A 23195-nucleotide genomic window follows, 5' to 3' on the forward strand; every position below is an offset into this window, starting at 1 on the left:
CGGGGCGCGGCGCAGATCCGGTCCGGAGGCTCGGCGGGGGTTTGGGGCCGAGGTCAGATCAGGGAGGTGAGGAAGCGGCGCAGCGCCTCTTCGTAGCGGTGCGGGTCGGCGTTCCACATGGCGGCGTGGGAGGCGTCGCGAACGGTGTGGAGGGTGACCAGGTCGGCGCGGCGGGAGGCGAGCTCGCGGGAGGCCTGCCAGGGGGCGAGGTGGTCGTCGGGGCCGTGGAAGACGAGGGTCGGTACGCGGAGCCCGTCCGGGTCGGCCGCTTCGGCGAGCCGGTCGCCGTGCACGCCGGTACTGCCCTGGGCGGCGCGGACGGCCAGCGGGAGCAGCGGGGCGGGGACGCGGCGGGCGGTGGCGAGGGCCCGCAGCGTGGCCTCCCAGTCCAGGACCGGCGAGTCGAGGACGAGGCCGCTGATCCGGTCGCGCAGGCCGCAGCCGGCGGCGGCGTGCAGGGCCATGGCGGCGCCGGTGGACCAGCCGAGGAGGACGACGCGCTCGGCGCCGTGCCGCACGGCGTGGCGGATCGCGGCGTCGAGATCGCGCCACTCGGAGTCGCCGAGGTGACCGAGGCCGCCGGCGGGGCGGGGCGCTCCGGGGTCGCCGCGGTAGGCGAGGGCGAGTACGGGGAGGCGCATCCGGTGCAGGAACCCCATGAGGTTCATGGGGTGCTCGCGGGTGGTGCCGATGCCGTGGACGGCGATGACCCAGGTGGAGCGGGCGGCGGGCACCAACCAGGCGGGCAGGGGGCCCAGTTCGCCCGGCACCTCCACGTCCTGGTGGGCGAGGCCGAGAGCGCCGGAGGGGGTGCCGATGTGGAGCTGCGGCGTGAACCCGACGTGGCCGCCGACCTCCAGCCGGCCCCCGACGACGCGTTCGAGGCGGCGTACGACGGTGTCGGCGGTGTGCGGCACGTCGTCCAGGACGGGGCCGACGACGGCGTGGACGCCGGGGCCCGCCAGGCCGTAGGTGCCGGGGCGCCGGGAGGCGAGGCAGCGCGTCAGGGCGACCTGGCCCGCGGCGGTGGCGTGCACGGTGAGCCGGGGCTCGCCGGGCAGGGGCCGGCCGGGCGGCACCGTGAGCGCGGCGCTGCTGGCGTACCGGCCGGCCGCGACCGTGGCCGCGCCGGCGCCGATCAGGGTGGTGACGGCCACTGCCGTCGCTGTAGCCGGGCGCATCGTTCCAGTGTCGGCACCGGCGGGGGCGGATGCCAGCGGGCGGCGCCCACCGGCGTGGCGTGGCGTGGGGTGCGGCGCCGGGCGCGGGCCGTCCGGTCAGCCGGGCCGGCCGTAGCCGCGGAACTTCTCCGCGACCTCGTCCAGTTCGGCGGCCGACAGCAGGCTGGGGGCGAGGCCGGGGACGGAGCGGGCGGTGAGCCACACGCGGCACATCCACTCCAGCTGGGCCGTGCGGTCGTACGCCTGGTCCAGGGAGTCGCCGTAGGTGACGGTGCCGTGGTTGCGCAGCAGGCAGCCGGTGCGGCCGTCGAGGGCGCCCAGCATGTGCGCGGCCAGCCGCTCGGTCCCGTACAGGGCGTACGGGGCGACGCGGACGGGGCCGCCGAGGGCCGCGGCCATGTAGTGGATCAGTGGGAGTTCGGTGACGAGGGTCGACACGGCGGTGGCGTGCACGGCGTGGGTGTGGACCACGGCGCGGGCCGGGGTGCGGCGGTAGATCTCCAGGTGCATGGGCAGCTCGCTGGTGGGGGCGAGCCGGCCGCGTATCCGGGTGCCGTCGAGGTCGACGGCCACGAGGTCGGCGGGGGTGAGGCGGTCGTAGGGGACTGCGCTGGGCGTGACGAGGACGAGATCGCCCACCCGTGCGGAGACGTTTCCCGACGTGCCGACGACCAGTCCGTCCGTGACTGTCCTGCGGGCGGTGGCGACCACCGCGTCCCACGCCTGCTCGATCGTGTCCTGAGTCATGCGCCCGATCCTGTCAGCCGCCTCCGCCCTCGTCCCGGCGGTCCCGGTATCCGGGCCCCGCGTCCGCGCGGCGACGGGTCCGCGCCGACGGGTCGGGTCCGCGCCGACGGTTGAAGCGAAGGGCGCCGGGACGGTGGGGTGAGCAGGATCTCTTCCGCGGGGCGGGGCGTCCGCGGGGGAACCGTTACCAAAGGCCCCGAAACGCCCGGATCGCTGGGCTCGCGGCCCCCGGGGCCTGCCCGGGCGGAAGGGAGCGGACGGGGCGATACCGGTGGGGGTCACCATGACGCCCGACCCAGTTCACCTTCCGTTCACTCAGGTTGCCTACGTTCACCATGCCACTGACGTCGAACGATTGCCTGGGTAAATGGAACACATCACGCTGCTGCTCGCCATCGTGGTCGTGACAGCTCTAGTGTTCGATTTCACGAACGGTTTCCACGACACCGCCAACGCGATGGCGACCACCATCTCGACCGGCGCGATGAAGCCCAAGACGGCGGTGGCCATGTCCGCCGTGCTCAACCTGGTCGGTGCCTTCCTCTCCGTCGAGGTCGCCAAGACAATCTCCAGCGGCCTCATCAACGAGGACGGCATCCAACCCAAAGTGATCTTCGCGGCCCTCGTCGGCGCGATCCTGTGGAACCTGCTGACCTGGCTGGTCGGCCTGCCGTCCAGCTCCTCGCACGCCCTGATGGGCGGCCTCATCGGCGCCACCGTCGCCTCGGTCGGCATCGGCGGCGTCAACGGCGGCGTCGTCGTCACCAAGGTCCTCATCCCGGCCGTCGCCGCCCCGCTGGTCGCCGGCGTCGCCGCGATGCTCGCCGCCCGCCTGACGTACAAGGCCGGCGCCAACATCGACGACAAGACCGGCCGCAAGGGCTACCGCGCCGGCCAGATCACCTCCGCCGGTCTGGTCTCCCTCGCCCACGGCACCAACGACGCCCAGAAGACGATGGGCATCATCACCCTGGCCCTGGTCGCCGGTGGCGTCCTCGTGCCCGGCTCGAACCCGCCGGTCTGGGTGATCGTCTCCGCCGGTATGGCCATCGCGCTCGGCACCTACCTCGGCGGCTGGCGCATCATCCGCACCATGGGCAAGGGCCTCACCGACCTCCAGCCGCAGCAGGGCTTCGCCGCCCAGACCAGCGCGGCGGCCGTCATCCTGGCCTCCTCCAACCTGGGCTTCTCGCTCTCGACGACGCACTCCTGCTCCGGCGCCGTGATGGGCGCGGGCCTCGGCCGCAAGGGCGGCGTGGTCCGCTGGTCCACGGCCACCCGCATGTTCGTCGCCTGGGGCCTCACCCTGCCGGCCGCCGGCCTGGTCGCCGCCGCCTCGGAGTTCGTCACCCAGCAGGGTGACTGGGGCGTCGCCGCCGTCGCGGTCTTCCTGGTCGCCTCGTGCACCGCGATCTGGTTCATCTCCCGCCGCCAGGTCGTCGACCACACCAACGTCAACGACGTGGACGCCGAGGGCACGGACGAGCCCGCGGGCGTCGTGACCACCGCCATCGCGGCCGTCACCCCGCCGCCGGCCGGCGCCGCCCTCGCGGCGCACGCCTCCGACGACCTCAAGGCCACCATCCCGGCTCCGGCCGGCGAGACCACCGCCCCGGCTCCCGCCGCCACGGTGTAAGGACAGAACAGTATGAAGATCGACTGGGCAGCTCTCGGCTCCGTCTTCGGGGTCAGCCTCCTGGCCACCGTCGCACTGGTGGGCCTGTTCACCCTCGGCATCATGGGGCTCTCCAAGCAGGAGACGGCCTCCGCGAACGGCGGCTCGGCCGCCCTCGCCCGCTCGGGCGCGTACGCCTGCTTCGCGCTCTGCGCGGCGGCCGTGGCGTACGGCATCTTCCTGATCGTCACCTGACGCGGGCCCGCGGCTCACGGCGCCCCCGGAACGGATCTCCGTTCCGGGGGCGCCGTGCCGTTTCCGCCGCGCGCGGGCGCCCGCGCCCGGCGGTGTGTGCCTCGGCACACCGTCCCGTCGCAGGTCAACGGCGAGTTGACGGGCGTTCGCGGGGCGTGGTGGACTGCCGGGGCCATTACGGCGGCAGGAGAGGAAGCCGGTGCGAATCCGGCGCGGTCCCGCCACTGTGAGTCCGGCCCCCAGGGGCCGGATGAGTCAGGAACTCTCGTCGCCGGTCACGTCGAGCCAGGGCGCGGACCCTGAGTGAGGACATCACCCATGCGCGGCCACCCCTACAGACACCTGCCTCCCCATGGTCGGCGAGGCGTATCGGCGGACTGATCCGATGCGCAGTGACCATGCTTTCGCGTACGGCGCCGCCGCCGGGCTGGCCGCCGACCTGTTCCTCGCCGATCCCCGCCGCGGGCACCCCGTCGCCGCGTTCGGGCGCGCCGCCGGCGCGGTGGAGGGCCTGTTGTGGCGCGACCACCGCGCGTGGGGCGCCCTGCACGCCCTGGTGTGCGCCGGGGGCGCGGCCGGAGCCGCCGCGCTCGTCACCGGCGCGGTACGGAACCGGGGCCTCCTCCCGGTGGCCCTGACCGCCGCCTCCGTCTGGGCCGTCGTCGGCGGGACCTCGCTGGGCCGCGAGGCCCGCGCCATCGGCGGCGCGCTGGCCGCGGGCGACCTGGAGGTCGCGCGGGAGCGGCTGCCGCACCTGTGCGGGCGGGATCCGCAGGCCCTGGACGGGCCCGGCATCGCCCGCGCGGTGGTCGAATCGGTCGCCGAGAACACCTCCGACGCCGTGGTCGGCGCCCTCGTGTGGGGCGCGGTCGGCGGCGTACCGGGGCTGGTGGCGTTCCGGGCGGTGAACACCCTGGACGCGATGGTCGGGCACAAGTCGCCGAGGTACCGCCGCTTCGGGTGGGCCTCGGCCCGCCTGGACGACGTGGCCGGGTGGCCCGGCGCCCGTCTGACGGCCGTCCTCGCGGCGGTCGCGGGCGGGAACCCGCGCGGTGCGGTACGGGCCTGGCGGGCGGACGCGGCGAAGCACCCGAGCCCGAACGCGGGCCCGGTCGAGGCGTCCTTCGCGGGCGCGCTGGGCGTACGGCTCGGCGGGACGCTCTCGTACGGTGGCCGCGTCGAGCACCGGCCCGTGCTCAACGGGGAGGGCCGGGCCGTGGAGGTGCCGGACATCGAGCGGGCGGTGCGGTTGTCGCGCCGGGTGAGTGCCCTGACCCTCGCGGTGTGCGTGGGCGGGCGGCTGGCGTACGGGGCGATCAAGCGGAGGCGTACATGAAGCGGGGTGGGGGGCTGCTCGTCGCGGGCACCACGTCCGACGCGGGCAAGAGCGTCGTCACGGCCGGCATCTGCCGCTGGCTGGTGCGGCAGGGCGTGAGGGTCGCGCCGTTCAAGGGGCAGAACATGTCCCTCAACTCCTTCGTCACGCGCGAGGGCGCGGAGATCGGGCGCGCGCAGGCCATGCAGGCGCAGGCGGCGCGGGTCGAGCCGACCGCGCTGATGAACCCGGTGCTGCTGAAGCCGGGCAGCGACCGCTCCAGCCAGGTCGTGCTGATGGGCAAGCCGGTCGGCGAGCTGAGCGCGCGCGGCTACCACGGCGGCCGGCAGCAGGCGCTGCTGGGCACGGTCCTGGAGTGCCTGGAGGAGCTGCGCAGCACCTACGACGCGGTCGTCTGCGAGGGCGCGGGCAGCCCGGCCGAGATCAACCTGCGGCGCAACGACATCGTCAACATGGGCATCGCGCGGGCCGCGCGCTTCCCCGTGGTCGTGGTCGGCGACATCGACCGGGGCGGGGTGTTCGCCCAGTTCTTCGGGACGACGGCGCTGCTGGCGCCCGAGGACCAGGAGCTGATCGCGGGCTACCTGGTGAACAAGTTCCGCGGCGACGTGACGCTGCTGGAGCCGGGCCTGGAGATGCTGCGGGACCTGACGGGCCGCCGCACGTTCGGTGTCCTGCCGTACACGCACGGGCTCGGCATCGACGAGGAGGACGGGCTGCGGGTCTCGCTGCGCGGCGCGGTGCGCGAGTCGGTCGTGGCGCCGCCGGTCAGCGAGGACGTGCTGCGGGTCGCCGTCTGCGCCGTACCGCTGATGTCGAACTTCACCGACGTCGACGCGCTGGCCGCCGAGCCGGGCGTGGTCGTCCGGTTCGTGGACCGCCCGGAGGAGCTCGCCGACGCCGACCTGGTGGTGGTGCCGGGCACGCGCGGGACGGTGAAGGCGCTGGCGTGGCTGCGCGAGCGCGGGCTGGCGGACGCGATCGCCCGGCGGGCGGCCGAGGGCCGTCCGGTGCTCGGCGTGTGCGGCGGCTTCCAGGCGCTGGGCGAGCTCATCGACGACGAGGTCGAGTCCCGGGCCGGTGAGGTGGCGGGTCTGGGGCTGCTGCCGGTACGGGTGCGGTTCGCGCCCGAGAAGACCCTGGCACGGCCGGTCGGCGAGGCCCTCGGCGAGCGGGTCGAGGGGTACGAGATCCACCACGGCGTCGCTGACGTACGGGGCGGGGAACCGTTCCTGGACGGCTGCCGCGTCGGCGCCGTGTGGGGCACCCACTGGCACGGCTCGCTGGAGAGCGACGGGTTCCGCCGGGCGTTCCTCACCGAGGTGGCGCGGGCGGCCGGCAGACGGTTCGTCCCGGCGCCCGACACGTCTTTCGGGGCGCTGCGCGAGGAGCAGTTGGACCGGCTCGGCGACCTGATCGAGGAACACGCGGACACGGACGCCCTCTGGAAGCTCATCGAGCGGGGCGCCCCGGCAGGGCTGCCGTTCGTCCCGCCGGGGGCGCCATGACCGGGGTTCGCACCCCCGCACAAGCGGGGAGCACGGCACCGGCCCGACGAGGTGCCCGTGCGGGCGGGGACCGCCCCCGCACCGGCGGGGCCAAGAACAGCAGCCAGTCGCACGTTCCGGACAACTCCTCCGAAGCCGGATGGAATCCACTCGAAGGAGTGATCACAGCATGAGCGCCCGCTATCCCTTCACCGCCGTCGTAGGCATGGCCGATCTGCGGCTGGCGCTACTGCTCAACGCCGTCAGCCCGGCGGTGGGCGGTGTCCTCGTCCGCGGCGAGAAAGGCACGGCGAAGAGCACGGCGGTGCGCGCCCTGGCGGCCCTGCTGCCGGAGGTGACGGTCGTGCCGGGCTGCCGCTTCAGCTGCGATCCCGCCGCGCCGTACCCGCAGTGCCCCGACGGCCCGCACGAGGGCGGTACGGCCACGTCCCGCCCCGCCCGCATGGTCGAGCTGCCCGTGGGCGCGTCCGAGGACCGCCTCGTCGGTGCCCTCGACATCGAGCGGGCCCTGGCGGAGGGCGTCAAGGCGTTCGAGCCGGGGCTGCTGGCACAGGCACATCGCGGCATCCTCTACGTCGACGAGGTCAACCTGCTGAGCGACCACCTGATCGACCACCTCCTCGACGCGGCCGCCATGGGTGCCTCGTACGTGGAGCGGGAGGGCGTCTCCGTACGGCACGCCGCCCGCTTCCTGCTGGTCGGGACGATGAACCCGGAGGAGGGCGAGCTGCGTCCGCAGCTGCTGGACCGGTTCGGGCTGACCGTGGAGGTGGCCGCCTCGCGGGAGCCCGACCAGCGGGTCGAGGTGGTGCGGCGCAGGCTGGCGTACGACGACGACCCGGCCGCCTTCGCGGCGCGGTGGGCCGGCGAGGAGGCCGCGCTGCGGGAGCGGATCGCGGCGGCGAGGGCGCTGCTGCCGGAGGTGACCCTGGGCGACGCGGCGCTGCGGCAGATCGCCGCGACGTGCGCGGCGTTCGAGGTGGACGGCATGCGTGCCGACATCGTGATGGCGCGGACGGCGACGGCGCTGGCCGCGTGGGAGGGGCGGACGGACGTCACGTCCGGCGACGTGCGGCAGGCGGCTCTGCTGGCGCTGCCCCACCGGCGCAGGCGCAACCCGTTCGACGCGCCGGGGCTCGACGAGGACAAGCTGGACGAGACGCTTGAAGAGTTCGGCGGGGACGACGACCCGGACCCGGACCCCGGGCCGGAGGGCCCCGGCGGAGGGCCCGGCGGAGGCGGCGTACCCCCGCAGGGCGGTGAGCCGGACGGCGGTGGGTCCGACGGGGGTGAGCCGGCCGCGCCCGAGGAGGCGCCCGCCCCGGCGCCCGCGCCCGGCCCCGGCGGGGGCGAGCAGGCGCCCGTCAAGGCCGCCGAGCCGTTCCGCACGAAGGTGCTCAGCGTGCCGGGCCTGGGCGACGGCGCGGCGGGGCGCCGTTCCCGGGCGCGTACCGAGCACGGCAGGACGACCGGGGCGCGGCGGCCGCGGGGGGCGCTGACCAAGCTGCACCTGGCGGCGACCGTGCAGGCGGCGGCCCCGCACCAGCGGGCGCGCGGCCGGTCGGGGCCGGGGCTGGTCGTCCGGCGGGACGATCTGCGGCAGGCGACGCGCGAGGGGCGCGAGGGGAACCTGGTGCTGTTCGTGGTGGACGCGTCCGGTTCGATGGCGGCCCGGCAGCGGATGGGCGCCGTGAAGGGTGCCGTGCTGTCGCTGCTGCTGGACGCCTACCAGCGGCGCGACAAGGTGGGGCTGGTGACCTTCCGGGGCTCGTCGGCCGACCTCGCGCTGCCACCGACGTCGTCGGTCGACGCCGCCGCCGTCCGGCTGGAGCAGCTGCCGACCGGTGGGCGCACCCCGCTCGCGGCCGGGCTGCTGAAGGCGCACGACGTGCTGCGCGTGGAGCGGCTGCGCGATCCGGCGCGCCGCCCGCTGCTGGTCGTCGTCACGGACGGCCGGGCGACCGGCGGGCCGGAGCCGGTGGCGCTGGCCGCGCGGGCGGCCGGGCTGCACGCGGCGGAGGGCACCGCGTCCGTGGTCGTGGACTGCGAGACCGGTCCGGTACGCCTGGGCATGGCCGCCGAACTGGCCGGTCGCCTGGGCGGCACCGCCGTCACACTGGACGAGCTGCGGGCGGACGCCATCGCGGGTCTCGTCAGGGATGTCAGAGCAACTACCGGGAGGGCCGCTTAATGCCGCAGGGACAGCCGACCGTCGTACCGGACGACGGACTCACCACCCGCCAGCGCCGCAACCGCGCGCTGGTGATGGTGCACACGGGCGTCGGCAAGGGGAAGTCGACCGCCGCCTTCGGCATGGCGCTGCGCGCCTGGAACCAGGGCTGGCCGATCGGGGTCTTCCAGTTCGTCAAGTCCGCCAAGTGGAAGGTCGGCGAGGAGAACGCCCTGAAGGCGCTCGGCGAGACCGGCAAGGGCGGGACCGTGACCTGGAACAAGATGGGCGAGGGCTGGTCCTGGATCCAGCGCGAGGTCGCCGAGGGCGAGCAGTCGCACGAGGACAAGGCGCGCGAGGGCTGGGAGCAGGTCAAGCGCGACCTCGCCGAGGAGAAGTACACGTTCTACGTCCTCGACGAGTTCGCGTACCTGCTGCACTGGGGGTGGATCGACACCGCCGAGGTGGTCGAGGTGCTGCGGAACCGGCCCGGCCGGCAGCATGTGGTGATCACCGGCCGCAACGCGCCCGCCGAGCTGTGCGAGTTCGCCGACCTGGTCACCGACATGTCGAAGGTCAAGCACCCGATGGACGCGGGTCAGAAGGGCCAGCGGGGCATCGAGTGGTAGCACGTCTCGTCATCGCCGCGCCGTCGTCGGGCGCGGGCAAGACCACGGTGGCGACCGGCCTGATGGCCGCGTTCGCCGGCCGGGGTCTCGCGGTGTCCCCGCACAAGGTGGGGCCCGACTACATCGACCCGGGCTACCACGCGCTGGCCACCGGCCGCCCGGGCCGCAACCTCGACGCCTACATGTGCGGTACGGACCTGGTCGCGCCGCTCTTCGCGCACGGCTCGCGCGGCTGCGACCTGGCGGTCGTCGAGGGCGTGATGGGCCTGTACGACGGTGCCGCCGACCAGGGCGAGCTGGCGTCGACGGCGCAGGTGGCCAAGCTGTTGAGGGCGCCGGTGGTGCTGGTGGTGGACGCCTCGTCGCAGTCCCGGTCGGTGGCCGCGCTGGTGCACGGCTTCGCCTCGTGGGACCCGGAGGTGCGGATCGGCGGGGTGATCCTCAACAAGGTGGCCACCGACCGGCACGAGCACCTGCTGCGGGAGGCGCTGGGCGAGTCGGGGGTGCCCGTGCTGGGCGTGCTGCGGCGGGCGCCGGCCGTGTCGACGCCGTCGCGGCACCTGGGTCTGGTGCCGGTCGCCGAGCGGCAGGCGGCGGCCGTGGAGGCGGTCGCGGCGCAGGCGGAGCAGGTGCGGGCGGGGTGCGACCTGGACGCCCTGCTGGCGCTCGCGCGGTCGGCGCCGCCGCTGCCGGACGCGCCCTGGGAGCCGTCCCTGGAGCCGGTCGCCGGGCGGCCGGTCGTGGCGGTCGCCGGGGGTGCCGCGTTCACCTTCTCGTACGCCGAGCACGCGGAGCTGCTGACGGCGGCGGGCGCGGAGGTGGTGGCGTTCGACCCGCTGCGGGACGAGAGGTTGCCGGAGGGCACCCGCGGACTGGTGATCGGCGGCGGGTTCCCGGAGGTGTACGGCTCCGAGCTGTCGGCCAACGCCCGGCTGCGGAAGGCGGTCGCGGAGCTGGCGGCGTCCGGGGCGCCGGTGGCCGCCGAGTGCGCCGGACTGCTGTACCTGGCGCGCTCGCTGGACGGGCAGCCGATGTGCGGCGTCCTGGACGCGGACGCGCGGATGACGCAGCGGCTGACGCTGGGGTACCGGGACGCGGTGGCCCTGAGCGACAGTCCGCTGGCGGTGGCCGGGACGCGGATGCGGGGGCACGAGTTCCACCGCACGGTGATCGAGCCGGGCGCCGGCGAGGCACCCGCCTGGGGGCTGCGGCAGCCGGTGGGGATCCCCCCTGCTCGAGGGGCTCGGGGGAGCGTGGAGGGTTTCGTCCGGGGCGGTGTGCACGCGAGTTACGTGCACACGCACTGGGCGGTGGCGCCGGAGACGGCGCGGCGGTTGGTGGAGCACTGCGCGCGATGACGGTGGTGGTCGGTGTGGGCGCCGGGCGGGGGGTGTCCGCCCGTTCGGTGCTCGGGCTGATCGGGGTGGCGCTGCGGGAGGCGGGGCTGCCCCTGTCGGCCGTGGCGGAGCTGGCGACGGTCGACTCCAAGGCGGGCGAGGCGGGGATCGTCGAGGCGGCGGCCCGTCTCGGCGTGCCGCTGCGCGCCCACCCGGCGCGGGAGTTGGCCCTGGTCGCCGTACCGCGTCCGTCGGACGCGGTGCTGGCGGCCGTCGGAACGCCGTCGGTGGCGGAGGCGGCGGCGCTGGCGGGCGGCGGCGAACTCCTCGTACCGAAGCGGACGTCGGCGGAGGAGCGGGTGACATGCGCGGTCGCGCGCAGGCGATTGTTGAATGTGGGTCACGGGTACACCGGTGGGGAGACACCGGAGTGTTAGACCCTGTTCATGGAGCGCTTCCGGGAGACCTCGCGTCTCCCGTCCCCCACCCCCCACTTCACCCACGCTGGCGGCCATGTATACGCACACCGACACTCACGATCTGCGGCACCACGGTGACGCGGAGGTCCGGGACGAGAAACTGACCGATCTCGCGGTCAACGTCCGTGCCGACACCCCGCCCGACTGGCTGCGGGAACGGATCGCGGCCTCGCTGACCGGGCTCGCGGCCTACCCCGACGGGCGGGCGGCGCGGGCCGCCGTGGCGGCGCGGCACGACCTGCCCACCGAGCGGGTGCTGCTGACGGCGGGGGCCGCGGAGGCGTTCGTGCTGCTCGCCCGCGCGCTGCGGGTACGGCGGCCGGTGGTGGTGCACCCTCAGTTCACGGAGCCCGAGTCGGCGCTGCGGGACGCGGGGCACGAGGTGCGGCGCGTGCTGCTGCGGGAGGAGGACGGGTTCCGGCTGGACCCGGAGGCGGTTCCGGAGGACGCCGACCTGGTGGTGGTGGGCAACCCGACGAACCCGACGTCGGTGCTGCACCCGGCCGCCCTGCTGGCGCGGCTGGCCCGTCCGGGGCGGACCCTGGTGGTGGACGAGGCGTTCATGGACGCGGTGCCCGGGGAACGGGAGGCGCTGGCGGGACGGACGGACCTGCCGGGTCTGGTGGTGCTGCGCAGCCTCACCAAGACGTGGGGCCTGGCCGGGTTGCGGATCGGCTACGTGCTGGCCGGTCCCGAGACGGTGGCGGCGCTGGAGCGGGCGCAGCCGCTGTGGCCGGTGTCGTCGCCGGCCCTGGCGGCCGCCGAGGCGTGCATGTCGCGGGCGGCGCTGGCGGAGGCGGACCACGCGGCACACCGGATCGCGGTGGAGCGGGCCCATCTGCTGGCGGGACTGGCGGAGTTCGACGAGGTGCGGACGGTGACGGCGGCGGAGGGCCCGTTCGTGCTGGTCCGCATGGAGGGCGCGGACGTGGTGCGGGAGCGGCTGCGGTCGCTGGGGTTCGCGGCGCGGCGCGGCGATACCTTCCCGGGGCTCGGGCCGCAGTGGCTGCGGCTCGCGGTCCGGGACCGGGCGACGACGAACCGGTTCCTCCAGGCCCTGGACCAGGCGCTGGTGATGGCCGGGCACGCGGGGGGACGCTGAGGCGTCAGGTGATGTTGGCGGCGATCATGATGGCGATGACGCCCAGCAGTGCCAGGACGAACACCGGGAGGGCGAGGGCTTTCGCGGACCAGTCGAGCAGGCTGGTGGCGGCTGCCCGCTGTCTGCTGTAGAGGCCGGGCGAGGCGCGGAGGTCGTGCCGGGCGACGCCGACGAGGATCAGCGCGAGCAGCGTCAGGACCAGGCAGATCACCAGGTCGCGGGTGGACTCGCGCGCGAGGTGACTCTGGACGCCGGCCCAGGTCTCCCCCGCCCGCACGAGCCGGAGCGCCTCGACGGCCGCCTTGATGCCGACGGCGAGAGCGGCGACGGCCGACGCCAGAGCGGTGACGGCGAACGCGGGGGCGCGGTACGCCTTGGGGCCGGGTGACGGGGTCGGCGGGGCCGGCCGGGGCTCGGGCGGGGGCGGCTCGTGCCCGAGCGGCTGGGGCGGCTCGTGGCCGAGCGGCGGGGGCGGGGGTGGTGCCGGGGGCCTGGGCGGGGGCCGCGGTGGCTCGGGCTCGGGCGGCGGAACGTCGGTCGGCACCGTCTCGGCCCCGGCCCGTACTTCCGCCTCCACGTGGATCGCCGTTTCCCCCACGAAGCCCTTGAGCAGCAGGTCTCCGCTCAGCGGCCCCGGCGCGGCCGTGTCCACGGTGACGTCGAAGCCGGCCCCGGACGGGGTCGCGTGCAGCCAGTCGCACGCGGTGCGGGGAGTGCAGTGGCGGGCGAGCGGTGGACCGAGCAGGCGCACATGCTGCCGGGGCGGCGTCGTGTGCTGGTCCACCGGGTCGAAGCGCAGGGCGGCCGGGTCGGGGGTGATCCGCACCTCGCCGAGGGCGGCGCTCGCCTGTTCGGCCACGGCGTGGATGTCATTGCGCGCCACGTGCTCGAGCGCCTGACGGGCGGCTGCGGCGACGGGCAGGTCCCGGTGCCTCATCCAGTTGCTCAGTTCGGTGACGGCGCCGAGCCGGGTGAACATCTCCTCGCTGGCCAGCGCGGCGCGCAGTTGCTCCGGCAGGGGGGCCGGGACGATCCGGCGCCGTTCGCTGCGCGCGAGGTACAGATCGCCGCGCAGGTCGGACTTGCAGCTGGGGGTCTGGTTCCGGTTCTCCCGCCGCACCTGTTCGAAGACGTAGTCGTACAGCTCGTTGAGGGAGACCTTGCCGTCCTCGTTGCGGTCCGCTTCCCCGGTGGCGAGGCCGGCCACCAACGCGCTGGTGAAGACGGACGGCTTGGGGTCCGCCTCGTCGGCGAGCCGAGCGCCCTCGAAGGCGTACTGCATGGAGTCGGAGGCGGTGACGACGGCCCATCCGCGTCCTTCGCCGCCGAGTTTCTCGCCGGCGAAGTTCTCCAGGACATGGGCGTCACCGGCCGCGCGGGCGACCGTCCCCGGCGAGAACGCGCCGCCGTAGCAGCAGTCGAGGAACAGGACGGTGGTGCGGGCCCGGGTGTCGGCCATACAGGTCTGGACGAACTCCGAGGCGATTCCCGTCGCTTTGAGGCGCTTCGGGCGGGTGTCGGGAGCGGCGAAATACAATTCCCCCGACTCGCTCTTCAACCCGTGGCAGGAGAAGTGCAGCAGCAAGGTGTCGTCCCGCTTGCGATCGGCGAAGAAGTCCTCGATGCGCATGCGGATGACGTGGGACGGCTCGTTGCGCACCACGTGGACGTCGAACCCCCCGATGCGCGGATCCCCCAGAACCTCGGCGAGCGCCTCGGCGTCCGCGGCGGGTGAGGAGAGTTTCTGCAGGCCGCCTTCCTGGTAGTCGTCGTTGGCGACGATCAGGGCGTGACGGGAGTCGTTCATGGCGGTGCCTCGGGTCATGCCCCGACGGTGGAGTGTTTGCTGATGAACGCTTCGAAGGCCTCGGCGACGTGGTCCGGGGACGCTTCGGAGAGTTCGAGCACGTCGCCGTCCATCGTCAGCCGCAGGGACGGACGTGCTTCCTGGAACCGGGACCACCAGCCGTGCAGGACGCCGGCGACCTGCCGTAGGGCGGTGGCGGACTGCCCGAGGGTGACCAGCAGCGCGCCGATCTCCATCGGCCCGAAAGCCCGCGCACCGGCCGGGATTTCCTCGGCGGGGAGGGTCTCCACGTCGTCGACTTCGAGCTGGAGGAGTTCCCGGCGGAGATGTCCGGTCATCCGGTCGATCCGCTCGGGATCGCTTCCTTCCTCGAATAGGTGAATCTGCAACTGCCTGTCCATGGGAGCCCCCTTCTCTGCATGAGGGGCGAGCTTCCCTCCCTCCAGTCTGTGCGCATATCGGCACCGCCGCAAGAATCTCCGGCCGGTGCACGGCGCCCCCCGGGAGCGCCGTGCACCGCCGCGTCAGCCGCGGGCGCGGGCCGCGCGGGCGCGGCGCGTGTGGGCCAGGGCGCCCGCACCGGCGACGAGCAGGGCGAGGGAGCCGCCCGCCAGGTAGGGCGTCGACGAACTGCCGCCCGTCTCGGCGAGGTTGGCCTCCGGGGGGTCGCCGGCCGTCTGGGGCCGTACGCCGGCGGGCTCGGCCCCGGCGGGCTTCGCGGGCGCCTCGGGGGACGCGGGCGCCTCGGTGGGAACGGGGGACTCGCAGGTGGCCTCAGCGAGCGTGACCGTGCCGGTGACGTCGGCGACGTTCGCCTTCAGCGGGTTCACCGACACCGTGAGGGCCAGGGCGGTGGCGGCGGCGGTACGGGAGGTGGTGCGGGTCTTCGACAGGTCGAGCGTCACCTCGCCGACACCGGGGACCTCGACCTTCGCCGGCCCGCCGGCCGTGAGCGTGACGCGCTTGCCGAGGACGGTGACGCGGCCGAGGAGGTTCGCCTCGGCGACCGGCCGCCGGCCCGCCTCGCACAGCGCGCGGGAGGTGACCTTCTCGACCTCGATCAGCGACAGCAGGGGCAGGCCGGGGACGTGCAGTTTCGCGTGGGCGAGTTCGGTGCGCCCCTCCGCGCGGCGCTGGTCGGCGGTCGCGTCGGCGGTGGCGACGTCGGCCTTGAGGACGCTGACCGGCCTGCCCCCATCGACGCCGTCGAGGGTGACGGCGAGGGCCGTCCTCCGGGCGCTCGCGGGTGCCTGGACCTCGTTGAGCGCGGCGGTGAGCGGGACGTGCACGGTCTTGTTCAGCAGGGCCACGTCCAGGTCGGTGCGCAGGACGACGGCGCTCGCCCGCCCTTCTCCCCCGGTGGCGTGCGCGGCGGGCACGGCGAGGAGTACGGGGCCGGCGGCGAGCGCCGCGACGGCGGCCGCGGCGAGGGTGCGGCGGCGGGTGGGCAGGCGCAGGGTGGTGCTGTTCACGGTGGTGGAACCCCCACAGGAGACATGGCGTCGCGAACCCGGCCCATGGGGAACGCATGAGCGGGACGACGCCGGGACACCGGAATCTTTACGCACGGAGAGTGAAGGGGCGTGAACCTGACGTGAGTTCACCCCAAAGGGGGGTTTCCGTTCGCATATTCGAATCTTCCGGCACGGATGTTCGCCGCATCCCCACTCGCCCCACGGCGGCACGGAGGATGGCCAACGATGGCGGCCGCCGGTTCGTCACGGGGTGTCAACGCGCCCTCGGATTGCTTCTCGCACGACCGTGCCTTAAGTTAGGGCAGCCTAACCTAAAGAGATCGGGACAAGAGTGAGCATCGAGGTCTACCGGGACACCTGGGGCATCCCGCATCTCCGCGCCGCCGACGCGCACGAACTCAGCCACGCGCAGGGGCGCGTCACCGCCCGGGACCGGGCCTGGCAGCTGGAGGTCGAGCGGCACCGCGCCCAGGGCACGACGGCCGCCTTCCTGGGCGCCGAGGCCCTCGACTGGGACGTCTTCGCCCGCCGCGCCCGCCTGGCCGACACCGCCCGTCGCTGCTTCGACGCGCTCGACGAGCCGACCCGCGCCTGGGTGCGCGCCTACGTGGACGGGGTCAACGCCGGGCTCGCGACCGGCGCCCGCCGCTCCCCCGAGTTCGCCGCCACCGGGCTGGCCCCCGGGCGGTGGGAACCGTGGACCCCGCTCGCCGTCTGGCTCTCGACGCACATCCTCTTCGCCGGCTTCCCCACCAAGCTGTGGCGCGACCACGTCGCCCGCCGGCTCGGCGAGGAGTACGCCGAGCTGTTCGCCACCGACGCCCCCGGCACCGCCGGAAGCAACGGCTGGCTGGTGACCGGTGACCGCACCGCGACCGGGGCGCCGCTCATCGCGGGCGATCCCCACCGGTTCATCGAGGCTCCCGGCGTGTACCAGCAGATCCGGCTGGCCTGCCCCGAGTACGACGTCGTCGGGCTCGCCGTCCCCGGTGTACCCGGTCTGGCCCACTTCGGCCACACCGGCACGGTCGCCTGGGCCATCACCAACGCCATGGCCGACTACCAGGACCTGTACCGGGAGCGGTTGCGCCGCACCGGGGACGGCGGGGTGGAGGCGCTCGGGCCGGACGGCTGGTCGCCGGCCCGCGCGCACACCGAGACCATCGAGGTGAAGGGCGCCGAGCCGGTCACCGTGGAGGTCGTGGAGACCGAGCGCGGACCGGTGGTCGTCGACGGGCCGGACGACGTGATCAGCCTGCGGTACCCGCCCCGGGTCACGCACCGGCTGGGCTTCGCCACCCTGCCCGCGCTGCTCGCCGCCCGCACCGTCGCGGACGTCGACCGGGCGTTCGACCCCTGGGTGGAACCGGTCAACGTCGTCCAGGCCGCCGACACCCGGGGCGGCACCCTCCACCGGGTCGCCGGCCACGTCCCGCTGCGCCGCCACGACAACCGGCTGCGGGTCGTCCCCGCCTGGGAGCCCGGCCACGAGTGGCACGGCGCCCATGAGCCGATGCCCCGCGAGCCGGTCGACGGCGTGGCCGTGATGGCCAACGCGCGCGGGATCGCGGGCCCCCTGGGCGTGGAGTTCGCGCCACCGCACCGGGCCCAGCGCATCGCCCACCTGCTGGACGGGCGCAAGGACTGGACCGGCCCCGACATGGCGGCCGTCCACATGGACACCCACCTGGCCTCCGCGCGGCACCTGCTGTCGCTGGTGGCCGGCCTGGCCGGCCTGAGCCCGCACGCCCGCGAGCTGCGCGACCGGCTGCTGTGCTGGAACCGCCGGATGGCGGCCGGCAGTACGGACGCGGCCCTCTTCGCGGCCGTACGCGGCGCGGTCGTGCGCCGTCTCGCCGCGCACCCCGCGCTCGCGGTGCTGGCCGAACCGCCCGCGTACCCGGCGCTCTTCCAGCCGTGGCTGGCCCTGGTTCCGCGCGTGGCCTACGCCCTGGAGACACTGCTCACCGGCGGGCCGGTACCGGAGGCCGACCGGTCGGCGGCGGTCCGCGACGCCGTGGAGGAGGTCGCCGCGGCCCCTCCGGCGGAGCCCTGGGGCACCACGCACCGCCTCGCGCCCTGGGCCGCGCTGCCCGACCCCGCCGACACCTGGCCCGGCCTGGACGGCGACCACGACTGCGTGCTGTCCACCTCCAGCGTCCCGGGGGTCACGGACCTCAGCGCCCGCGGCCCGGCCGCCCGCTACGTCTGGGACCTGGCGCGGCGCGAGGACAGCCTGTGGGTGGTGCCCTTCGGCGCCTCGGGCATCCCCGGCGACCCGCACCGGCGCGACCAACTGCCCCTGTGGCTACGGGGCGGACTGGCCGCCGTAGTCACCGACTGGAACCAGCTCACCGAGGAGCACGAGGAACACCATGACCACGACTGAGTACGTGTACGAGCGGGCCGTCGACGGCTTCGGGACGGTCCGTCTCGCCCGCGTCGACCCGGAGCGCGACGCGGAGCTGCTGCACGGCTGGGTCGGCGAGGAGCGCGCCCGGTTCTGGGGCATGCGGGAGACGACCGTCGACGACGTGCGGGAGGTCTACGCCCACCTCGACTCGCTCACCACGCACCACGCGTTCCTCGTGTACCGCGGCGACGTGCCGGTGGCGCTCTTCCAGACGTACGAGCCGGAGGCCGACCGGGTCGGCGAGTGCTACGACGTCCGACCCGGCGACATCGGCGTCCACCTGCTGATCGCGCCCACGAACGCGCCCGAGCGCGGCTTCTCGACGCACCTGGTGTCGGCGCTGATCTCGTACGCGCTGGAGGGCCGCGAGCGGGTCGTCGCCGAACCGGACGCCGCCAACGACAAGGCGATCGCCCTGCTGGTCCGCACCGGGTTCGAGACGGGCCCGGAGGTGGTCCTGCCGGAGGTCGTGCTGCCCGAGGTCCACATCGCCGAGAAGCGCGCCCGGCTGATGTTCCTCAGCCGGTGAACGCCCGGGGAGCCGTTCCGCACCGGGTGACCGGCCGGGGGCATGTCCTCACCCGGTGAACACCCGCCCGCCGTTCCCCGCCGGGTGACCGGCCGGTCGCCGTTCACCGCCCCGGTGGCGCGGCCGGCCGGGCCGTCGCCCCGTCAGCCGACGACGCGGCCGGCGAGGACCACCCGCCGGGGCGCCGCGAGCACGCGGACGTCCGCGCGCGGGTCCTCGTCGTAGACCACCAGGTCGGCGGGGGCGCCCTCCTCCAGGGCGGGCCGTCCCAGCCAGGCCCTGGCCCCCCAGGACGTCGCCGACAGGGCCTCCAGGGGCGGGATGCCGGCCCTGACCAGCTCGGCGACCTCGGCGGCGACCAGGCCGTGCGCCAGGGAGCCGCCGGCGTCGGTGCCGACGAAGACGGGGACGCCCGCGTCGTACGCGGCGCGCACGGTGTCGTACCGGCGCTCGTGCAGCCGCCGCATGTGGTCGGCCCAGCGCGGGAACTTGGCCTCTCCCCCGTCCGCGAGCTTCGGGAACGTGGCGATGTTGACGAGCGTCGGCACGATGGCGACGCCGCGCTCCGCGAACAGCGGGATGGTGTCCTCGGTCAGACCCGTGGCGTGCTCGACGCAGTCGATCCCCGCCTCGACGAGGTCCCGCAGCGACTCCTCGGCGAAGCAGTGGGCGGTGACGCGGGCGCCCAGCCGGTGCGCCTCGGCGATCGCCGCCTCGACCTCGGCGCGCGGCCAGCAGGCGCCCAAATCCCCCGTCTCGCGGTCCAGCCAGTCGCCGACCAGCTTGACCCAGCCGTCGCCCCGCCGGGCCTCCCGGCCGACGTACGCGACCAGGTCGGCGGGCTCGATCTCATGGGCGTAGTTGCGGATGTAGCGGCGGGTGCGGGCGATGTGCCGGCCGGCCCGGATGATCCTCGGCAGGTCGTCGCGGTCGTCGATCCAGCGGGTGTCCGCCGGGGACCCGGCGTCCCGGATCAGCAGGGTGCCCGCGTCCCGGTCGGTGAGTGCCTGCTTCTCGCTGGTGGCCTCGTCCACGGCGCCGTGCGCGTCGAGGCCGACGTGGCAGTGCGCGTCGACCAGGCCGGGCAGCGCCCAGCCCCGCACCCTCCTGACGTCGCCGGCGTGCGACGGCCGGTCGTAGGTGACCCGCCCGTCGACCACCCACAGCTCGTCCCGTACGTCCTCCGGGCCCGCCAGCACCCGCCCCGTCACATGCAGCACCACGCTCATGTGCAGCACTCTACGAGGGCGGAAGTACGCTCGGCGGAGCAGTCCCGTACGTGAACGCACCGGAAGAGAGCCCGCCCCGTGACGCACCCCCTCCTCGACCTGCCCCCGCTGACCGCCGACCGCTTCGCGGCCATCGAGCGGCGCGTGGCCGCGCTGCTGGACACCGGGCAGGACGTCGTGATCACCCAGGGCGAGGCGCTGCTGCCGCTGGAGGGCTGCATCCGCAGTGGCGCGCGGCCCGGCTCGACGGCGCTGAACGTGGTGACCGGTCCGTACGGGCAGACCTTCGGCGACTGGCTGCACGACTGCGGCGCGACGGTGGTGGACCTGGAGGTGCCGTTCCACACGGCGGTGACCGCCGGGGAGATCGCCGAGGCGCTGGAGCGGAACCCGGAGATCGACTTCGTGTCGCTGGTGCACGCGGAGGCCGCGACCGGCAACACCAACCCGGTCGCGGAGATCGGTGAGGTGGTACGGGCCCACGGCGCGCTGTTCCACCTGGACGCGGTGGCCTCGATCGGCGCCGAGCCGGTGCTGCCGGACGCCTGGGGCGTGGACATGTGCGTCATCGGCGCGCAGAAGGCGATGGGCGGCCCGGCCGGTGTGTCGGCCGTGTCGGTCAGCACGCGCGCGTGGGAGCGGTTCGCGGCCAACCCGGCGGCGCCGCGCCGCTCGTACCTCTCCCTCCTGGACTGGAAGGAGCGCTGGATCGACGGCGGCCGCAAGGCGCTGCTGCACGCTCCGGCGCAGCTGGAGATGCTGGCGCTGGAGGCGTGCCTGGACCGCATCGAGGCGGAGGGCCTGGACAGGCTGATGGCCCGGCACGCGTCGGCGGCGGCGGCCACCCGCGCCGGGGTGCTCGCGCTCGGCGGCGGACTGGAGCCGTACGTGTACGAGGCGAGGGACGCCGCCCCGGTGGCGACGACGCTGCGCACGCCCGCGGGGGTGGACGCCGCCGGGCTGGTGGCCGCCGCCCTGGCCGCGGACCCCTCGCTGCCCCTGGCGGCGGGCGGCGGGGCGCTGGCCAAGGAGATGGTGCGGGTCAACCACTACGGGGTGGACGCGGACCGGGAGGTGGTGGAGTCCTCGGTGGCGGCGCTCGGGGCGGCCCTGGGCCGGCTGACCGGCGCGGCGGTGGACGTGGCGGGCGCGCGCCGGGCGGTCACCGAAGCCTGGGCGTGACCCGGCACGGGTCGGGGCCTGACCCGGCACGAAGCCTGGGCGCGACCGGTCACCGGGGCAGGGGCGTGGCCTCCGGGAGGGGCCCCACGCACACGGCGGCGGGCGCCAGTGCGGAGGCGGGCGTGGACGCCGGTACGGGGGCGGGGGCAGGCGCGGGCGCCGTTGCGGGCGCGGGGGCGTCCCTGCCCGGGCCGCGCTGGTCGCCCGGGCCGCGCGGGTCGGTCCCGGTGGCGGCCAGTGCGTCGAGCAGGGCCCGGACCGCCGGGGCGGGCGGGCGCCCGGCCGGGACGGCGAGGGACACCGGGACGGTGAGGCCGGGCAGGGCGCGGAACGTGATCCGGCCGGTCGGCGGGAGGGGTCCGGCCGGGTGGAACACGGTCCAGGAGGGGTCCGGGTGGGCGGCGAGCTCGGTGAGCGTCTCCCGGAGCGTGGTGAACGGCGGGCCGGGCGTCCAGCCGGGGAGCGCGGCCGTCACCAGATCGTGGAAGTCGGGGTCGGCGGCGCGCGGGGGGAGCCGCAGGGGCAGCCGCGCCAGCCGGTCGAGGCTGGGGGGCTCGTCGTCGGCGAGGCCGAGCACCGCCGCGTGGGACGCGGGCAGGGCGGCGACCAGCGGGTCCGTCCACAGCGGGTGCAGGATGACCCCTTCGGCGTGCCGAACGCCGCGTACCAGGGCGGCGTCGAACGTCCCGGAGCGCACGGCCGCGAGGCGGGCCTCCTGGGGCGCCCGTTCCAACCGGACGCGCAGCCCGGGGCGGCGGGCGGCCAGCGTGTCGAGGGCGCGGAAGACGCGGTCGGCGAAGGACCGGGAGGTGCCGAGCCGGACGAGCCCCTCGGTCCCGGCGGTGATGCCCGCCGCGGTGTCCCGGAGCCGGGCGGCGGCGGCGAGAGCGGCGCGGGCCTCGGGCAGCAGCCGCTCACCCGCGGCCGTGAGGCGCAGGTGCCGGGCGGAGCGGTCGAACAGCCGCAGGCCCAGCTCCCCCTCCAGCAGGGCGAGCTGCCGGCTCACCGCGGCCCGGACGGTGTGCAGCCGCTCGGCGGCCCGGCCGAAGCCGAGCTCCTCGGCGACCGCCACGAAGCACTCCAGCTGACGCAGCTCCACTTCTGGCCCCCACCCATCACCGTTGATGATCACTGTGGTCGTCAACCGCTTCCCGGTCGGCTCTTCTTCCCGACACCTACGTGTGTGTCTTCCGGCGCGCGCCCGGCGTCGAAACACAGGTACGGACGGGGAGACCGGAACGACTCATCCGGTGGCGCGGCGGAGCACGGCGCACATGGCGCGGCCAGGGGGCCGGCCCGGGCCGGAACGCAGGACATCCACTTCACCAGAACGCAGAATTCCTATTGATACCCGGATATCCACGGGTGTTATATAGGGGATAGCTTCCCGCATTCTTCTGCCCCGTATCGACGAGGCTAAACACAGAGATTTCAATAAGGCCGTCAAGGTCAATCCGGGCAGTCGCCGAGTGGATCACTCCGGTGTGATCGACTCCACATCACGCCCGTTTTGGCGGTACATATACCGGCAAATGGCAGGCTCCTGCGGGCGTTCCCCGGTTGAGCTCGCGCCCGCGCGATAACACAGGTCAGATGCTCACCCAACCCCTTCCGGCGATGCAATTTCAGAAATTGCTGGGTAAGTTCAATCCGCATGACCGCCGCACAAGCAGACCTTGCAGGTGCCCGAAACGAATTCCACCGACCGGCCGCACCGGCCATCGGTATCGACACCCCACGAGTGGAGGACGGAGCCGCGATCTGGCGCATAGCCCGCGACTCCAAGGTCCTGGACCTGAACTCCTCGTACAGCTACCTCCTGTGGTGCCGTGACTTCGCCGGCACGTCCCTCGTGGCGCGTGGCGCCGACGGGGAACCCATCGCCTTCGTCACCGGGTACGTCAGGCCGCAGCACCCCCGGACCCTCGTCGTCTGGCAGGTCGCCGTGGACGAGGCACACCGCGGCCGGGGGCTGGCCGGTGTGCTGCTGGACGCGCTGACCGCGCGCGTGGCCGGACAGGGCGTCGACACCGTGGAGACGACCGTCACGCCGGACAACACGGCGTCCGACCGGCTGTTCGCGTCGTACGCGGAGCGCCGGGGCGCCTCCCTGGAGCGCGAGGTGCTCTTCGACGGGGAGCTGTTCCCCGAGGGGACCCACGAGCCCGAGGTGCTCTACCGCATCGGCCCGATCGCCTGAC

19 protein-coding genes, 1 pseudogene and 1 riboswitch are annotated in these 23195 nt (G+C 74.7%); of the genes and pseudogenes, 13 read left to right on the forward strand and 7 right to left on the reverse strand.

Annotated features, from left to right (window positions below):
* Positions 1-53: 53 nt before the first annotated feature.
* On the reverse strand, positions 54-1181 hold the full coding sequence (locus AC07DW_RS08040) for an alpha/beta hydrolase (RefSeq protein ID WP_478856782.1): 1128 nt from the start codon (positions 1179-1181) through the stop codon (positions 54-56).
* 96 nt (positions 1182-1277) lie between these two features.
* Positions 1278-1928, reverse strand: a complete 651-nt coding sequence (locus tag AC07DW_RS08045) for a class II aldolase/adducin family protein (RefSeq protein WP_478856783.1) — start codon at positions 1926-1928, stop codon at positions 1278-1280.
* A 367-nt stretch (positions 1929-2295) separates the two neighbouring features.
* On the opposite strand from AC07DW_RS08045, the gene AC07DW_RS08050 reads away from it, so the two are divergent.
* From AC07DW_RS08050 to cobC, 9 genes and pseudogenes are all read left to right on the forward strand, one after another.
* Positions 2296-3564, forward strand: a complete 1269-nt coding sequence (locus AC07DW_RS08050; protein WP_478856784.1) for an inorganic phosphate transporter — start codon at positions 2296-2298, stop codon at positions 3562-3564.
* Between the two features lie 12 nt (positions 3565-3576).
* Positions 3577-3798, forward strand: coding sequence for a hypothetical protein (locus AC07DW_RS08055; RefSeq protein ID WP_478856785.1), 222 nt, complete (start codon positions 3577-3579; stop codon positions 3796-3798).
* Positions 3799-3987: 189 nt separating this feature from the next.
* Positions 3988-4063, forward strand: a riboswitch (cobalamin riboswitch).
* 120 nt (positions 4064-4183) lie between these two features.
* Positions 4184-5134, forward strand: a complete 951-nt coding sequence (locus AC07DW_RS08060) for a cobalamin biosynthesis protein (protein WP_478856786.1) — start codon at positions 4184-4186, stop codon at positions 5132-5134.
* Entirely contained in the window at positions 5131-6642 is a 1512-nt protein-coding gene (locus tag AC07DW_RS08065; RefSeq protein ID WP_478856787.1) for a cobyric acid synthase, read from the forward strand. Before AC07DW_RS08060 ends, AC07DW_RS08065 begins: the two co-directional genes overlap by 4 nt.
* Positions 6643-6811: 169 nt before the next feature.
* A complete protein-coding gene (locus AC07DW_RS08070; protein ID WP_478856788.1) occupies positions 6812-8833 on the forward strand; it encodes a putative cobaltochelatase in 2022 nt (673 codons plus the stop codon).
* Complete coding sequence (gene cobO / locus AC07DW_RS08075; protein ID WP_478856789.1) at positions 8833-9441, forward strand: cob(I)yrinic acid a,c-diamide adenosyltransferase; 609 nt, start codon at positions 8833-8835, stop codon at positions 9439-9441. Before AC07DW_RS08070 ends, cobO begins: the two co-directional genes overlap by 1 nt.
* The gene (locus AC07DW_RS08080; RefSeq protein ID WP_478856790.1) at positions 9435-10799 is read left to right on the forward strand and encodes a cobyrinate a,c-diamide synthase; all 1365 of its coding nucleotides are present in this window, start codon (positions 9435-9437) and stop codon (positions 10797-10799) included. The genes cobO and AC07DW_RS08080 overlap by 7 nt, the downstream gene beginning before the upstream one ends.
* A pseudogene (locus AC07DW_RS08085) lies at positions 10787-11185 on the forward strand (cobalamin biosynthesis protein); the annotation flags it as partial. The gene AC07DW_RS08080 and the pseudogene AC07DW_RS08085, both read left to right, overlap by 13 nt.
* 106 nt (positions 11186-11291) lie before the next feature.
* Positions 11292-12359, forward strand: coding sequence for an Rv2231c family pyridoxal phosphate-dependent protein CobC (cobC, locus tag AC07DW_RS08090; RefSeq protein ID WP_478856791.1), 1068 nt, complete (start codon positions 11292-11294; stop codon positions 12357-12359).
* Positions 12360-12363: 4 nt separating this feature from the next.
* On the opposite strand, the gene AC07DW_RS08095 is transcribed toward cobC, so the two are convergent.
* The 3 genes from AC07DW_RS08095 to AC07DW_RS08105 form a co-directional block, all read right to left on the reverse strand.
* Entirely contained in the window at positions 12364-14184 is a 1821-nt protein-coding gene (locus tag AC07DW_RS08095) for a caspase family protein (RefSeq protein ID WP_478856792.1), read from the reverse strand.
* The gene (locus AC07DW_RS08100) at positions 14181-14567 is read right to left on the reverse strand and encodes a hypothetical protein (RefSeq protein WP_478856793.1); all 387 of its coding nucleotides are present in this window, start codon (positions 14565-14567) and stop codon (positions 14181-14183) included. The genes AC07DW_RS08095 and AC07DW_RS08100 overlap by 4 nt, the downstream gene beginning before the upstream one ends.
* A 123-nt stretch (positions 14568-14690) precedes the next feature.
* Entirely contained in the window at positions 14691-15638 is a 948-nt protein-coding gene (locus tag AC07DW_RS08105) for an SCO1860 family LAETG-anchored protein (protein WP_478856794.1), read from the reverse strand.
* Positions 15639-15972: 334 nt separating this feature from the next.
* On the opposite strand from AC07DW_RS08105, the gene AC07DW_RS08110 reads away from it, so the two are divergent.
* Both AC07DW_RS08110 and AC07DW_RS08115 read left to right on the forward strand, forming a co-directional pair.
* Positions 15973-18030, forward strand: coding sequence for a penicillin acylase family protein (locus tag AC07DW_RS08110; protein WP_478856795.1), 2058 nt, complete (start codon positions 15973-15975; stop codon positions 18028-18030).
* Positions 18017-18583 carry a GNAT family N-acetyltransferase gene (locus AC07DW_RS08115; RefSeq protein ID WP_478856796.1) on the forward strand — a complete coding sequence of 189 codons (567 nt, stop codon included), beginning with the start codon at positions 18017-18019 and terminating at the stop codon, positions 18581-18583. Before AC07DW_RS08110 ends, AC07DW_RS08115 begins: the two co-directional genes overlap by 14 nt.
* Positions 18584-18726: 143 nt before the next feature.
* Here the strand turns inward: AC07DW_RS08115 and AC07DW_RS08120 are convergent, their stop codons facing one another.
* On the reverse strand, positions 18727-19812 hold the full coding sequence (locus AC07DW_RS08120) for an amidohydrolase family protein (protein WP_478856797.1): 1086 nt from the start codon (positions 19810-19812) through the stop codon (positions 18727-18729).
* Positions 19813-19890: 78 nt separating this feature from the next.
* Between AC07DW_RS08120 and AC07DW_RS08125 the strand changes: the two genes are divergently transcribed.
* Complete coding sequence (locus AC07DW_RS08125) at positions 19891-20994, forward strand: pyridoxal-phosphate-dependent aminotransferase family protein (protein ID WP_478856798.1); 1104 nt, start codon at positions 19891-19893, stop codon at positions 20992-20994.
* A 49-nt stretch (positions 20995-21043) separates the two neighbouring features.
* Here the strand turns inward: AC07DW_RS08125 and AC07DW_RS08130 are convergent, their stop codons facing one another.
* Complete coding sequence (locus AC07DW_RS08130; protein WP_478856799.1) at positions 21044-22093, reverse strand: LysR family transcriptional regulator; 1050 nt, start codon at positions 22091-22093, stop codon at positions 21044-21046.
* 555 nt (positions 22094-22648) lie between these two features.
* Here AC07DW_RS08130 and ectA point away from each other — a divergent pair.
* Complete coding sequence (gene ectA, locus AC07DW_RS08135) at positions 22649-23194, forward strand: diaminobutyrate acetyltransferase (RefSeq protein ID WP_478856800.1); 546 nt, start codon at positions 22649-22651, stop codon at positions 23192-23194.
* Position 23195: the final 1 nt, after the last annotated feature.

The organism is Streptomyces sp. NPDC045701 (assembly GCF_056432045.1).

Coding starts and splice junctions, on each gene's coding strand:
- AC07DW_RS08040 (WP_478856782.1), bottom strand. CDS start 1,181: ATGCGCCCGGCTACAGCGACGGCAGTGGCCGTCACCACCCTGATCGGC.
- AC07DW_RS08045 (WP_478856783.1), bottom strand. CDS start 1,928: ATGACTCAGGACACGATCGAGCAGGCGTGGGACGCGGTGGTCGCCACC.
- AC07DW_RS08050 (WP_478856784.1), top strand. CDS start 2,296: ATGGAACACATCACGCTGCTGCTCGCCATCGTGGTCGTGACAGCTCTA.
- AC07DW_RS08055 (WP_478856785.1), top strand. CDS start 3,577: ATGAAGATCGACTGGGCAGCTCTCGGCTCCGTCTTCGGGGTCAGCCTC.
- AC07DW_RS08060 (WP_478856786.1), top strand. CDS start 4,184: ATGCGCAGTGACCATGCTTTCGCGTACGGCGCCGCCGCCGGGCTGGCC.
- AC07DW_RS08065 (WP_478856787.1), top strand. CDS start 5,131: ATGAAGCGGGGTGGGGGGCTGCTCGTCGCGGGCACCACGTCCGACGCG.
- AC07DW_RS08070 (WP_478856788.1), top strand. CDS start 6,812: ATGAGCGCCCGCTATCCCTTCACCGCCGTCGTAGGCATGGCCGATCTG.
- cobO (WP_478856789.1), top strand. CDS start 8,833: ATGCCGCAGGGACAGCCGACCGTCGTACCGGACGACGGACTCACCACC.
- cobC (WP_478856791.1), top strand. CDS start 11,292: ATGTATACGCACACCGACACTCACGATCTGCGGCACCACGGTGACGCG.
- AC07DW_RS08095 (WP_478856792.1), bottom strand. CDS start 14,184: ATGACCCGAGGCACCGCCATGAACGACTCCCGTCACGCCCTGATCGTC.
- AC07DW_RS08100 (WP_478856793.1), bottom strand. CDS start 14,567: ATGGACAGGCAGTTGCAGATTCACCTATTCGAGGAAGGAAGCGATCCC.
- AC07DW_RS08115 (WP_478856796.1), top strand. CDS start 18,017: ATGACCACGACTGAGTACGTGTACGAGCGGGCCGTCGACGGCTTCGGG.
- AC07DW_RS08120 (WP_478856797.1), bottom strand. CDS start 19,812: ATGAGCGTGGTGCTGCATGTGACGGGGCGGGTGCTGGCGGGCCCGGAG.
- ectA (WP_478856800.1), top strand. CDS start 22,649: ATGACCGCCGCACAAGCAGACCTTGCAGGTGCCCGAAACGAATTCCAC.